General features: G+C 42.4%; 11 protein-coding genes. 5 read left to right on the forward strand and 6 right to left on the reverse strand.

All coding sequences use genetic code 11. The features are described 5' to 3' along the window. Nucleotides 1-3: 3 nt before the first annotated feature. The 6 genes from R2S57_RS04830 to R2S57_RS04855 form a co-directional block, all read right to left on the reverse strand. On the reverse strand, nt 4-2,421 hold the full coding sequence (locus R2S57_RS04830; protein ID WP_316843953.1) for a Gldg family protein: 2,418 nt from the start codon (nt 2,419-2,421) through the stop codon (nt 4-6). Continuing rightward, nucleotides 2,421-3,359, reverse strand: a complete 939-nt coding sequence (locus R2S57_RS04835; RefSeq protein WP_316843954.1) for an ABC transporter ATP-binding protein — start codon at nt 3,357-3,359, stop codon at nt 2,421-2,423. The genes R2S57_RS04830 and R2S57_RS04835 overlap by 1 nt, the downstream gene beginning before the upstream one ends. Before the next feature lie 87 nt (nt 3,360-3,446). Beyond that, nucleotides 3,447-4,844 (reverse strand): RagB/SusD family nutrient uptake outer membrane protein, encoded by a 1,398-nt coding sequence (locus R2S57_RS04840; protein ID WP_316825904.1) that lies wholly within the window; start codon nt 4,842-4,844, stop codon nt 3,447-3,449. A 10-nt stretch (nt 4,845-4,854) separates the two neighbouring features. Further along, nucleotides 4,855-8,184, reverse strand: a complete 3,330-nt coding sequence (locus tag R2S57_RS04845) for a SusC/RagA family TonB-linked outer membrane protein (protein WP_316843955.1) — start codon at nt 8,182-8,184, stop codon at nt 4,855-4,857. Between the two features lie 314 nt (nt 8,185-8,498). Next, on the reverse strand, nt 8,499-9,752 hold the full coding sequence (locus R2S57_RS04850) for a FecR family protein (RefSeq protein ID WP_316843956.1): 1,254 nt from the start codon (nt 9,750-9,752) through the stop codon (nt 8,499-8,501). Nucleotides 9,753-9,841: 89 nt separating this feature from the next. Further along, nucleotides 9,842-10,444: an RNA polymerase sigma-70 factor gene (locus tag R2S57_RS04855; protein ID WP_316825907.1), complete on the reverse strand. Its 603-nt coding sequence runs from the start codon at nt 10,442-10,444 to the stop codon at nt 9,842-9,844. A gap of 273 nt (nt 10,445-10,717) precedes the next feature. Here R2S57_RS04855 and R2S57_RS04860 point away from each other — a divergent pair, with 273 nt between their 5' ends. The 5 genes from R2S57_RS04860 (at nt 10,718) to R2S57_RS04880 (ending at nt 14,536) form a co-directional block, all read left to right on the forward strand. Next, the gene (locus tag R2S57_RS04860; protein ID WP_316843957.1) at nt 10,718-10,939 is read left to right on the forward strand and encodes a hypothetical protein; all 222 of its coding nucleotides are present in this window, start codon (nt 10,718-10,720) and stop codon (nt 10,937-10,939) included. A gap of 289 nt (nt 10,940-11,228) precedes the next feature. Next, entirely contained in the window at nt 11,229-11,477 is a 249-nt protein-coding gene (locus tag R2S57_RS04865; RefSeq protein ID WP_316825909.1) for a hypothetical protein, read from the forward strand. A gap of 392 nt (nt 11,478-11,869) precedes the next feature. Continuing rightward, the gene (locus tag R2S57_RS04870; protein ID WP_316843958.1) at nt 11,870-12,454 is read left to right on the forward strand and encodes an RNA polymerase sigma-70 factor; all 585 of its coding nucleotides are present in this window, start codon (nt 11,870-11,872) and stop codon (nt 12,452-12,454) included. 271 nt (nt 12,455-12,725) lie between these two features. Continuing rightward, nucleotides 12,726-13,307, forward strand: coding sequence for an RNA polymerase sigma-70 factor (locus tag R2S57_RS04875; RefSeq protein ID WP_316843959.1), 582 nt, complete (start codon nt 12,726-12,728; stop codon nt 13,305-13,307). Nucleotides 13,308-13,420: 113 nt separating this feature from the next. Beyond that, on the forward strand, nt 13,421-14,536 hold the full coding sequence (locus R2S57_RS04880; RefSeq protein WP_316843960.1) for a FecR family protein: 1,116 nt from the start codon (nt 13,421-13,423) through the stop codon (nt 14,534-14,536). Nucleotides 14,537-14,571 lie beyond the last annotated feature (35 nt).

The following is a 14,571-nucleotide window of genomic DNA, read 5'->3' on the forward strand; positions in this document are numbered from 1 at the left end:
TAATTATTTTCTCTTGCGTCTCAATAATAAAATCAACCCGAATAAAAACAATACTGCGGGCATCGCATATATGTACAAAATCTTCAGCATTCCGACCTGTTCGATCGAAACCTTAACGCTTTTGTCTTTGACATCAGGTCTTGTACTATCAATCGGAAACTCTCCGTAGTTAAGCCAGCTGAAAAGGGAAGTGTTAAACACAAAATTTCCAGTTCTCATATTATTTCGCTGAAGTTCTGAATTACTAAGAAAATCTGCATCTCCGGCCACTATGATTCGCTGCTCCTTTCCGTTGATTTTTCGTGTCAGGCTAACTACTGTGGTAATTGGGCCACGAAGATCGCCTTCTGCCGGTGAGTATGTTATCCTACCAATTGCAAGAGCCTTCTTTCTACGCTCCGCTAGATCGCTGTTGGTGTTGTCGCCTTGTTCCTGAGGAACCTGAGTTTTTTCCTGGGCAGCTGAGGTATCAGCGGAAGTCATTGTTTCCAGGTCTAGTTTACGTTTTCTGTTCCAGGTAAGCTTCCCATTGGTAACCAGCAGTGGCTGTATATCAAAGCCACTTTCGTTACTATAGCTTAATCCCGCCGTTCCAGGCATAGAAACAATCAAACTGTCTTTCATATTTTTTGCAACAGCTTTTGAAAATCCACCTGCGAATTTTGTAAGGTAAGGCGTTATCAGGTTAGGAGCGAAATCCTTGCTCTGCTGTATAAGTGTTCCATCCATCAGTTGAACCCCTAACTTTTTTAACACTGGGTTGATTATGTTCTGCTTGCCAGGTTCTCCAGCGATAAGCAGGTTTCCGCCCTTGTCAATATAGTTCTGTAGTTTGATAAGTGCATCCGGATCAAATTCAATTTTTGGATCGGCGATTACCAGAGTAGTGACGCTGGCAGGAATATCCTGGTTTTCCAGCGATACTTCAGTAACGTCGAAGCCTTGATTCATCAAAGAATAACGGAATGTACGCTCGTTGTTCAGAATCTTATATTCACGTTCGCCAACTTTATTTATATCCCGCTCCAGATTGCCGGTAAGAAAAGCAATTTTGGGCATTTTGGTAGGCAATAGTCGGAGTAGGGCTGCTGAAACTTCTGTTTCACTCGGCCAGGTCTCCTGGTCATTGAAAACACGCAGGAAAGTGGTTTTGCCCTTGTATTTCAATTGCATCACATAACGATTCAACTCCGGCTTTAGGTCGATAATTTTTTTAATCTCTTCGGGTGTTTTCAACCGTGCTATTTTTGTATCCGAAAATTTAGCATGAATAGTGGCAACCTCCCTTAAACTTTTTCCTGGATAGGGGGTCAATGTTGTTGGATCATCGAAAGGAGTGTCATAATACCGAACCGTATTGATTATTATGTTGTTTTTGAAACGCATGTAGGGTTCCCATCGCGCCAGGTTATAATTATAGGTGGTGAAATCACCCAGATACCAAAACCTTGATAAAAGATTTGGATAGGCTGTGATCTCCAATGGCTCATCTCCCATGTTTTTTAAAATTTTCTGTGCCCCAACAGTAAGTGTTCTGGCCTTGTTGGACGTTGAGTCGTAATAACCGATCAGACTGGGAATAGAGCTCACATATCCAATGATTAGCGCAGAAATGATAACGCCAATATAACGGGCCGATTTTATCACTACTGGTTTGGATTCCATTCCGCCTTTTAGTTTAAAGATGGTGAGGCCAAGGAAGATGTATACGATCACAACAAAGTAAATCACATCCTTTGTCGTCAGCAGTCCGTTTAGCATTTTTTCGGTCCGCCCTGCAATGGAAAGGAAGTAAGTTAGCTCCCTTATGAAATCAATACCTTGCCATAACCTTCCTACATAATATAAAATGCCTATCATCAGAAATGTACAGACTGCTGCCACCACCTGATAAGTAGTAAGAGAAGACATAAACAAACCTACAGCCGAATAAGCACACAGCAAAAGGAAGAAGCCTAGTGCTCCGGTTAAAAGCATTCCCGTTTCCGCAGATTGTATCTGAATCGAACCAGATGCAATAAATATGCCCACAATGCCTACAAGCAAAAGGCTGTAAATCATCATGGCCAGGAATTTACCGAAGACAATCTCATGAACCTGTACTGGCGAAGAATACAGCAGCTTGATCGTACCGCTGCTGGTCTCGCGGCTGATCAAGCCCATAGTGAGAAGAGGTATATATAGGTATAAATTCTCTATAACGCCGGTAAATAACCCGCGCTGACCAAGAAAAACGCTAGCTGTTAAACTTCGGATCCAGCTCAAATCTCCGCCCATTTCCTGAATTTTTGCTATATATTCCAGTTGTCCAGTATAGGTTACTGCACATTGGATCAGAAATACGATCATGATGAACCATGCAATAGGGGAGTAAAATAAGTAACGTAATTCTGTTTTGGCTATTCTGAAAATCGTTTTCATTAATTCTTAAGTTGATTTGATTTGTTGGATAGTTGTTTAAATATTTCATCGAGAGCACTTTTATCGAGCGTTAACTCCCGAAGTCGCCATCCGTTGTTTACGCTTGCAGTTACTACAGCCTCAGTTATGTCCTGATCTCCATTAAAATAGACACGGAACGTTCTCGGAGTCAGTGAATCCACGTTGGTAACTCCATTTATTTTTAGTAACTCAGCCGGAGCTGGCGGGTTCTCCAAAGTAATCAGCATGCTATGCGGCTCGACGTAATTATTGAAAGCATCCATAGTGTCCGAAAATACAATCTGTCCGTCCTCGATCATAACAATGTCCCTACATAGGACTTCGACCTCAGATAGGATGTGTGAAGAGAAAATTACGGCTCTGTCGGTTGCAATATCTTTTATTAAAGCCCTAACCTCGGTGATCTGATTTGGATCCAGGCCATTGGTAGGTTCGTCTAAAACGACGAGCTTAGGTTTATGAACAATAGCCTGGGCAATCCCCACCCGCTGGCGGTATCCTCCGGAAAGATTGCGGATAAGGCGCTTGCTGAAATGGTCGATGTTGCATCGAATTTTAGCCTCTTTTACTGCCTCCTTAATTGTCCCGCTGGGCATCAGCCTCAGACCGGCACAATAGTTCAGGTACTCATCTACAGTTAGATCCATATAAAGGGGCGGATTTTGAGGAAGGAAACCAATTTGTTTCTTGGCTTCTTGTGGCTGTTCTCGCATGCTGATGCCATCAATGTAGATTTGACCTTCCGTTTGGTTGAGTGCACCGCAGAGGATGTTCATAATAGTGGACTTTCCCGCGCCGTTTGAGCCCAGTAGTCCCACTATGCCAGTTCGAGGAATTTCCATGTTGATGTCGCGTACCGCCCAGGATAGGGCATAGCGATGCGACAGATTTTCAATCTTTACAATTGATTCTTTCATTTGTTGATGTTTTTTTAAAATGGGATTCTGCATAGCAAGTCAGGGCGCACCAAATCCTGGTGCACCATAACTGCAACTATATCATTATTAATAGCCTGGATTCTGAGTTAGAAACGGGTTAAAATCTCGTTGACTTTGCGGAATTGGGAATAAGGCATCCGTACTTTGCCAGAAAGCTGGTTTTTCGGTTCCTAAAACCTGATCGATTGTCCCTGTCCTTTTTAGGTCGTACCACCTGTGGCTATTTTCACAGAAAAATTCTACCCTGCGCTCCTTCAGAATTGCTGTTATAATAGCGGCCGAATTTACCGGGCCACTATAAGGTGCAAGCCCTACCCGTGCAAGATTCCGGATCCTTCCTAAATCAGTTATGGCGTCGGTATTTTTCTCCTGGCGGGCAAATGCTTCCGCTCTTATAAAATACATTTCAGATAGCCTGAATAATATATAATCTTCCGCCGGGCTTCCGTCAACAGTTCTCTGCTTATATTTCGCGGGATAGATGTAGGCATTTCCTAAAACAGTTTTTGACCCTAACCACTGCGTTTTACGCAAATCCCCGGTTTCAAATGAATTTATCATCAATGGTGAGACAATGTAATTTGGGTACCTGCTATTGGTAGGGCTTATCGGTATAAAATTGAATGCTTCCCCGGTTTGGGCAAAGGTAGCATTTGACGGTAGCTGCCAGATTGCTTCTCTACTATCCTTAAGAAAAATTGAGGCTAGGGGAGCCATGCTGTAAACGCCCGAAGAGATAACATCTGTTGCTGCAACCTCCGCGTTGTTCCATTGACCACGATATAAGTAGACTCTGGCTAAAAATGCGTTCACGACCATCTTATTCGGTCTTGCCCTGCCCGCTGAAGGATAGTCATCCATCACCAGGCGTTTAGCGTCTGTAAGATCGCTCATGATCTGAGCGTAAACTGCATCAACGGATGCCCGCGGCTCACGTCTATTCCGCTCATAGTCGGTAGTGGTGATTATCGGAACCCCACCAAATAGGTTTACCAGATAAAAATAGGTATATGCCCTTGTGAATTTCGCCTCACCGATCAGCTGATTTTTGAGCTTTGCACTGATTACTTGAGTGCCCTCGATATTCTCTAAACATGAATTTATCCGAAAAAGGTTCGAGTACGCATCGCTCCATAGCGCAGTAGATCGTCCGTCCATAGCGGTCATGTTGTTCGTCTGAACAGCCAAATCGGTAGGGAATGCACTTGGAGATGTACTAAGTTCATCACCCGTTAGCCCAGTAGCGATGGTAATGCTACCGCTGTAAAAGTTCATGGTGCTAGGTCCAAAGCCGGTATAAATGCTCGCCCATGCGTTCATAACACCAGCGCTGTCGGCAAACAGCACCGTTCCAGGGATTTGACTCGCTGGATTGGGTGGGATTTCAATTAGTTTTGTACAAGAGCTTAGATATGCAGACACCATACAGAGGATGGCCGCAGATTTTATATAATGTATTTTCATGTCCTGATTATTATAGATTAATGGAAAGGCCACCAACAATCGTCCTTTGAAGTGGCTGGGTAAATAGACTCGTGACAGATTCCGGATCTCCAACCTCAAAATTGCTGATCACGAATAAGTTCTCGGCATTGACATAAACCTGTAAACCTTTAACTCCGATTTTCTTCAGCAAACCGCTAGGAAGAGAGTAAGATAGGCTTACCATCTTTAGTCTTGCGTATGTCGATTCGGTATAGGCTCCAGTTGAGCCAACAAATTTTAGCGCTGGGCCATCATACTGCGCTACCGGGTTTGTGGTAAATTTCTGTAATTCAGAAATGTCGCCTGGTTTTTGCCAGCGTGACAATGCTTGCACAGGAAGATTGCTCATTTGACCTGGAATAGCGGACTGGGTATATAAAGTCGCCAGCCAGTTGGTAGTCATTCCCTTTGAAAATTGAAACAGGAAAGACAAACTATAGTTTTTGTAGGTCACCGTGTTTCCCAATCCCCCGAAGAACTCAGGCGTGATATCGACCAAAAGTTCCCGATCGTTCTGCCCAGGGTCTGATGTAGTCCCACCATTTTTTGTATAGAACTCGAATAGACCTGTTTGCGGGTTCACCCCCTTGTATCTAAAGGCAGGCTTTGTCGTAATGGGCTTTCCAATTTCATATTCTCCGAAATAAGCCGAATTTGCCAAATCAGGAAAAGCCAACAATTTGTTGCGATTACCTGATATATTGAAGTTGGTCGTCCATTTGAAGTTTGGGGTTTTGATATTGGTCGTGCTCAAGGTGAACTCTAAGCCTCTATTCTGCAAAGTTGCCGGCGAGTTTTCTATAACTACAGACTTTCCAGTTTGAGCTGGCAGACGTGCATTGATGAGCTGATTTCCGATACGACTTTGATACCAGGTAGCATTCAGCAATATACGGTCATTCAGAAATCCAAGGTCGATGCTGGTATTCAGGGTTTTTTTAAGGTCCCAACTGTAATTCGGGTTATAGAGGTTTGCCGGTTGATAAGGCCTGGTTCCCTGGAATAGCGCTCCAAAATCTGCCGCTTCCCAGAATGTTTGGTACCTGTAAGGGTCTACCGCATCCGTTCCGGTTGTTCCGAAACTGGCAGATAGTTTTCCATAGCTTAGAAACGATAGAAAGTTTTTTACTGGTTTTTCCTCTGAAAAAATCCATCCAAGTCCGGCAGAACCAAAATTCCCGAACTTCTTGCTAGGGCCAAAATTACTCGATCCATCCCTTCTGCCGGTAACGCTCGCGATGTACTTCTGGTCCCAGATATAGCCTATTCTGCCAAATACACCAGTATATTTGTAAATCCGGCCGTCATCAGGAATAACAAGGACAGAAGCTGCTCCTGCTACAGATCCTAATAAGGCATCGTTGGCATAATCATTTCCCAGAATTGTCGATCTATCCTGGACATTCTTTTTGTAGGTTCCGCCTATTAACACAGAAAGGTCGCCCTTGCCAATTCTATTCTTATAGTTCAGCTGAGGCTCTATATTTATGGTCTGGGAATTATTATTGCCAAAACCCGCCGAAGACCTTCCTGAAGTAGGAGACTGGGATGATAACGGATCTTGCTGTAATTCCGACGTATTATTTCGGTTATAGCCAACATTGACATTAGCCTTAAAATTTCGGAAAAACTCGTAAGATATCGCTATAGAGTTATTCATGTTGGTGGATTGGGTCCGGTCCACCTTGTTCAGTTTTCCAAGCGTTTGGAAATCGTCGAGACTTACGCCTCGGTAATCCCAAACTAATCTGCCTTGCGCATCTAACAAGTCCGGGTAATTAGGCGGCGTTAGAATATTACGAACAACGGATGCCGCAGATGATGCCTGATTATCCTGGTAAGCTAAATCCGAAATTATCCCCACAGCAAGCTTTCCATCGGGACTGTTATAATTAAATCCTGAGTGAAAAGTATAAACGCTGTTAGAAAGGTTGCCTGGGAAATTGTAGCCCTGACGGTTTAACCCTCCAGATACTATGAAATTCATATTGTTGCTTCCGCCAGAAAAACTACTGTGAACATTAGTGTTAATGGGGTTGTTTCTCAAAAGGTAATTATACCAGTCTGTATTCTTATTCTGGTCGAACACAGTAAGGTCAGGAGCATAAGTTGTTGATGAAAAGGGGTTTGTGCCCTGCAGGTCGTTAATATTTATGCCATCGTTTGCAAATGCTTCCAGCCTCATCGCTCTGTATTGCTGGGTATTCAGCATAGTCACTGTACTGGTTGACATATCTATACCCGTTCTCATAGATAAAGAGAGTTGTGGCTTGCCCGCTTTTCCTTTTTTGGTGGTGATCAAAACGACGCCGTTCGCACCCTGGCTGCCGTAGATAGATGTCGCATCCGCATCCTTAAGCACGGTTACACTTTCAATATCCGAAGGGTTGATCGTGCTGAAAGGGCTTAGGCCAGTTGAATTTTCGGTACCTGGGCTCAGAAAGCCAGGAAGGGTATTTATATTGTTATTTTGAGCGGCCATTGGTATCCCATCGACAATGAATAGGGGCTGATCATAAGGACTGATCCCTGAGTCTCCATTACGCAGGGTATTCTGCCCCCTGATTTGAACTCTCACGGCTGCACCAGGAGCACCCGAGCTGGTCGTCAAGGCCATTCCCGGCACTTGACCCTGCAATGCAAGAAGAACGTTTGAAACCGGATGCTTTTCGATGTCGGCAGCAGTCACTGTGGTTACAGCGCCTACGTTAAATCGCTTTGTTGTAGTTCCATATGCGATAACCTGAACCTGATCCAAATCGGAGGTTCCCTGCTTAAGTATGTACAATAAAGAATTCATTCCCTGTCTCACATTTACAGTCTCCTCAAGCTTTTTATAACCAACATATGTGACACTGATCTTATAGTTTCCCTCGGGTATGGATGGAAATTCAAACCGCCCTGTATTATCAGAGGTGGCATTATAGGATTTAGCTCCTCTCAATGACACTGATGCTCCGATTAACTTGTTTCCCAATGTATCGCTTACGGTTCCATTAACATTCTGATTGAATGCGAGTGCAGATTTGACACGTGCTTCCAATTGGTCCATAAATGAAATCTCCCTGGCTTTGATTACAATTATTTTGTCTTTTATTGTAAAGTCCAGGTCCTGGTCTTTGAATACAATTTTTAGGGCGGATTCGAGGTTCTCCTTGTTTAAGTTCACACTGACCCGTTTTGATTTTTCAAGCAAGCGGAAATCAAAAACGAAATCATAACCTGTCTGGCTCCGGATCTTTGAAATTACCGATTCTAATGGTGCGTTTTTTTCCTTTAAGGTTACATACTGTGCAAAACTCGTAGCAGATACCTGCATTAGAGAGGTGAATAGAATTATTATGACTAGCTTCATAATCAATAACAATTTGTGCGGTAGCCGCAGTTTGGGCATACCTAGGTTAAAAGCATATTTATTCATACTTTTGTAGTGGTTTGAGTTGATAAGGTTGTTGAGTAAATAATTTTTCCCGCCTTTGGTGGGATGGTTAGCTCAAACTTTGGAGGGCGGTGTTAGTAGCACTGCCTTCCTGCTTTAAAGCCTGCCTTTAAGCCCTAGCTTTCCTGTCGTAAGTTTGTTGTCATGGTTCTTCTGAGTTTGGTTTGGTTGATATTTAGTTGATTTTGTTTTTTTTAGTTGTAAGGCATTACGGTGACCAGCTTTCCTTCGATCTTAAACCGGCTATGGCTGGCTGAGGCAATCCTTTCAAGAACTGCCGACAAAGGTCTGTCCCTTGAAATCTGACCGATTAGAGGCGTTGATCTTTCATCATTGCTCTGGTATATGATTTTAACATCGTACCAGCGTGCAACATCCTTCAACACGTTTTCCATTGTTTCACCACGGAATTGGAAATCATTTCTTATCCATGCGGTCTCCATATCTGTATCTGCAGGGAATATATTTATTTTTCCCTGTTTCAAAACAGACTGCTCATTTGGTCTCAGCACAACAGCCGTTTGACTGCCCGGCGATGATGTTGAAGGGCTAGAGAACTGGCCTGAAAGGGGAGCAATTTTGACAGATCCTTCCAGAAGGGTTGTTTTTGTACGGCTTTCTTCCGCATAACTCCTGATATTGAAATGAGTGCCCAGAACCTCAAGCTGCTGATCTTTTGACCTGACAACAAAAGGGTGGTCGCGGTCTTTGTAAACCTCCAGATAGGCCTCTCCACTGATCTCTACTGTCCGGCTGTTGCCGGCGAAATGCATGGGGAATTTAATGGTTGAGGCGGCATTCAGCCATACTCTGGTGCCGTCAGGTAAGGTGAAAATATAGCTCCTGCCATTAGCAGTTGATGCCGTCAGCATTTGGGTTCCATTAGAAGGATTTTGATTTTTATCCTGCTGAGTAGTTTTTATGGCGGTACCGTCGCTATAAATGATCTCCGAATTGCTAGTTATCACTTCACTTTTTTTGCCGTCCAGCTCAATTGTTCTACCATCAGCCATTGTTAAGGTCGCACCTTTTCTTCCCGGAGCGATATCATTCACGATCAGGTTCACAGAACCTGACGAGGGACTGCTGTTATGCAAAGAGTTGAAAAAATATATTCCGATACTGACAATTAGGACGGCGGCCAGGCCCGCGATCCACTTGTAGTTTATGATGTTGATTACAACCGGTACTTTTGTTTCTTTCTCCGTAGGCGAACTGTTCAGTTTTGCCAGACCCGTTAACGTTTTTTTCCAGGTTGCATCTGCATCAATATTTCCAAATCTGGAAAGCTTATCACGTAACTCGTCCTTTTTAGAAAAATCTGTAAGAAATAGCCTGTTTGCGTCGACCTCAAGCCATTTGTCCAGCGCTGTGCGCTGCTCAGCAGAAAGGGAATCCTGAAGGTATGCAGTGATCAGTTCCGCAATATGGAAGGGGTTTTCGGCCATTAGTGTGAAGTCAGGTTTGTTAGTGATGGTTTTTTAAATAGTAGAACACGCTCACCCAGGCAAACAACCCATGAAATAAAAAATATTTTTTACAACCTTCGGTCGAGTAGCAAAAGGGCCAGTGTAAGGGCAGAGGAAATACCTTTTTTTAACAGCGCCGTTTTAAGCAATTCTACCGATCTGGTTTTGTAATTACGCACTGTTTGTACGTTTATGCCCAGTTCCAAAGCTATTTCATCGGTTTTTTGCTGCTCGAAATAAATCCGCTTAAATACTTCGCGGTAATTTTCGGGAAGCAGTTCAATCTCCCGGTGCATTGCCTGCAGTACTTCGGATTCAACAATTTTATATAAGATATCTTCCGATGAATCTTCGAGTTCCTGATGGTAGGCCTGCTGGGCGGCCGATTTTACCTTAAGATGCCGGAGGTGGTTCAGGCATGCATTCCGGCAACTTACATATAAAAAACTTTTGAGCTTATGGGCATTTTCAAAATCAGATCTGCGTTCCCAGAGTTTAACAAAGCATCCGGCAACAATGTCTTCGGCTTCAGCCTCGTCACCGATCATCCTTGATGCGAAATATCCTAAAGATTTTTGGTGAAGTTTAAAAAAATAAGACAGCGCCGATTCATCACCCTTTGCCAGGGATGCCATCCAGTTGCTCTCTTCCCATAAATCATTGGCTGCCATTTTATGCGCGTTAAATTCCCAGCGCAATATCATATTATTTATTGAAAGGACAAAGTATGTATTTCGGTGAAACGAATGCCTGCTCCCATTATATTGGTACGTGTATGAAGTTTCCAATATCTTATTTGTTAAATAGGATATTGTCACATTCCCGGCCCGTGTGCCATTTAAAATATTAATGTATGCTAAAAAGTGTTAAAAATTGCACGAAAAGTATTAATTGAACTGATTGAAAGTTTGTGTTCTTTATAAAGAACTTAATTAATAATACCCATGAACGAATTAACAAAAAGAACGGTTCTCATTGTTGCATCAGTAATCCTTGCAGGATTTGACCTCATCTCATCATTTAACCAGACTGAAGATGAATATAGGACATCTTCCGGCTGCCTGGGCCCAGATGCAGTAGGCATAGCTTGTGTTAAAGTGCCGGTGGCAGACTATCGCCACCAAATCAGTCCGGGGGATAGTGTGCGGTCAAAGCAGAATGAATAGATGAGATATCCCACAGGCATATAAATGGTAGGTTCAGGATAACTATCTTTTTGGGAACTATTGCAAAATACACGTCCATAAAGCAGCACACTGATTTTGAACTGGGTATTCCCTGATAATGTAAATACTGCGACTTATAACTTTTTAGGCTTTCATCAAACCGAACGATAAATTTATTATGTATATATCGGCCATAAATAGATAAAAGTGTTAAAAATTGCACGAAAAGTACTAATCAGCCTTTTGAAAATTTGTGTTCTTTGCGATAGTGAAAAACGAAAAATGATTGATGACCAATAAAACCAATGTCATACTTATTATCATCCTGATTGCCTGCGTTGGTATTTGCAAGAAAAAAAGGCCTGGCCGGGTTAAAGTCGGTGCTGATCTTGAACAAGGGAAAACGGAAAATTCCAATTTATTAAAACCGGGTTTACCTTATCATAGCAGTTATTCGCAAAGAAACCCTGTTTTTTTTGAGGAAATGCATGATTCCTGGGTGCATGTTGAATGGACTGATGGCGAGGTTGGAAATTAAAAGTGTGGGGGCTAAGATGATTGCAATAGTTCACCAGAATCTGCTCTGCGTCAGTAAATATGCTAAGTGAGAGAAAAAGACAAAGTTGTCGTGGGGTTTTTATCTGGCCTTGCCAATGGGACAGATTACGGCACATTTAAATCTGTTCAACAGCCCAAATCTATTCTATTCCGGTCATCCGTTTTCGCTGCAAAATCCGCTTAATATATTGTCTTTAAAGACAACATGTTATTATAATGAAATCACACTATACCGGTTGGCCAGGTCCAGGAATGAAATCTGAACGGCATAGATTTATTCAGCGTTTAGGAAAGCGTTTATACGCACCGATAAAGAAATGATCGATTTTAAATGAATATATTCTTAACCAATACAGATTATAGATAGCTCAAATGGCTACGTGCGTCACTACATATAGCAGCCTTACTGACCGGGAATTATCGGAAATGTTACTTACGGGGGATCAGTCGGCCTATACTGAAATTTTTGAGCGTTACCATGAATTGCTGTTGAAACATGCTTATCAGCTTCTTCAGGATAAAAATGAAGCGCTGGACCTGGTGCAGGATGTTTTCCTATCGCTTTGGCAAAAAAGGGAAACGCTCGTATTCAGCACCTCACTTTCAGCCTATATCTACACCGCGACAAGGAACCGTGTTTTTAACCGCCTGTCCCATCAAAAAGTTGTCGGCCGCTATGCCGAAAGCCTTTCCTGTTTCATGGAAAAAAGTCAGCCGATTGCAGATGAACAGATGATCGGGAAAGAGCTGGCTTTTTTAATAGAAAAGGAAATCCATAATCTGCCCTCAAAAATGCGTGAAATATTTCTGCTCAGAAGGAAAGAAGAACTGAGTTACAATGAAATTGCTGAACGGTTGGGCATCTCCGGCAAAACTGCAAAACTCCAGGTGCATAATGCATTAAAAATTTTAAGGGTTAAAATCAGCTCATATTTACATGCTTTTGTTTTATTTTAAAATGTTGATAATCAGTTCTTTGTTTAAATATGCAATAAAAATGATTTAAAATCTATAACGCTATCAGCTTAAAGATGTCATGTGTATATCAAAAACACTAAACCCGCATAGATGACTAACGGAGAACAGATAAGAGAAGTGAAAAAACAGCCCAAATATACATATCCTGTTATTCATGGTATGTTAAATAATTTATACGCTGATGTTAGAAATGATAAAATCTAGATGAATGCATTCCCTTATCTAACTTCCAGATTTATAAATAGTTCAAATGGGTACTGGTAACAAGTATAGCTGCTTAACGGACCGGCAACTAACGGAAATGTTTCTTGGCGGGGATCAGTTTGCCTATACTGAAATTTTTGAGCGTTACCATGGATTGCTCTTACGGCATACTTTTCAACTCCTTCAGGATAAAGACGAAGCGCTGGACCTGGTGCAGGATGTTTTCTTATCGCTGTGGCAAAGAAGGGAAACGCTGGTATTTAGTACTTCACTTTCAGCCTATATGTACACCGCAACCAGGAACCGTGTCTTTAACCGCTTGTCCCATCAAAAGGTCGCTAATCGTTATGCCGACAGCCTTGCAGGTTTCATGAAAAAAAATCATCCGGTAGCCGATGAACAGATGATCGAGAAGGAACTGACCGTCTTGATCGAAAAAGAAATTCATAATCTGCCTGCAAAAATGCGCGAAATATTTTTGCTTAGAAGGAAAGACGAACTGAGTTATAAAGAAATTGCAGAACGTCTGGGCATCTCTGACCAAACAGCAAAACTTCAGGTACATAATGCAGTAAAAACTTTGAGGATCAAAATGAGTTATTATCTGCATATTTTGGTTTTATTTTAATTTACTTATAATCAGTTGATTATGATTATTTTTTGTTGTAGCTGATTTAAAATCTATAACGCCCTATGGCTTAAGGTGTCATGTGTACATCAAAAGCATTAAACAGAACCTACATGATGAACGCACAAAAGGCTGGCGAACTGATCGAAAAATACAATAACGGTACACTCAGTTCCCACGAAAAACTCAGGCTTGAACAATGGTACAATAACGAAGCTGCAGTTGAGAAAAACAGGCTAAGCCAAAAGGAAATAACCGAGCTTTCTGCAAAATTAAGAGCAGGTTTGCCGCTGCACTATAAAAAGTTCAGCTTCCGGCCCCGATTGATGGCAGCGGCTGTCGCGGTCATCATACTGGGTGCAGGTCTTTTTTATAAGATGAAAACATCGGAAAGCGATCTACAGGAAAGCAGTAGATACGCCAATGATGTTGCTCCCGGAAAACAGGGCGCTACGCTGACCCTTGCAAATGGTCAAAAAATATTGATCAGTGAGCTGCAGTCTGGAACCATTGCCCATCAGCTGGGCGTAAAGATTTCAAAAAATGCTGACGGACAGCTCATTTATGAGGTAACGGTAGCCGGATCCGGGGGGCTGGAGTACAATACGCTATCTACTTCGCGCGGAGAACAGATCCAGGTACGCCTGCCTGATGGCTCCCTGGTTTTTCTTAATGCTGCCTCTTCGCTGAAATATCCGACAAGCTTTGTGAAAACGGCAATCCGGCATGTGACTTTGACGGGTGAAGCTTATTTTGAAATTGCCAAAGACAAAGCACATCCTTTTATCGTGGAGAGCAACGGTCAGCAACTGGAGGTATTGGGAACGCATTTTAATGTAAATGCTTATCCGGGTGAAGCCATTGAAACGACCTTGCTGGAAGGAAGTTTAAAAGTCTCAAATGTTTTGGATTTTAAGCTGATCAGGCCAGGTGAGCGGTCAGTGGCCTTGGATAATGGAAAAATAACTGTTGACAAAGCAGATACACAACTTGCAGTGGCCTGGAAAAACAATGAGTTTATGTTTCACGAACAAAATATCGAAAACATCATGAAAATGGTTGAACGCTGGTATGATGTTGAGATAATCTACAATATGGAAAAAACCACTGATACCTATACGGGCAGTGTATCGCGGTTTGACAGGGTGTCGAAGGTGCTACAGATTTTAGAGCAGTCCGGCGCAGCCCATTTCAAGATTGAAGGACGGAAAATTTATGTATCAAAATAATATTCAGCCGATAAAAATACTCATTTACGAGGTGT

Source organism: Pedobacter psychrodurus, assembly GCF_032678585.1.
Classification (GTDB): Bacteria; Bacteroidota; Bacteroidia; order Sphingobacteriales; family Sphingobacteriaceae; genus Pedobacter; species Pedobacter psychrodurus_A.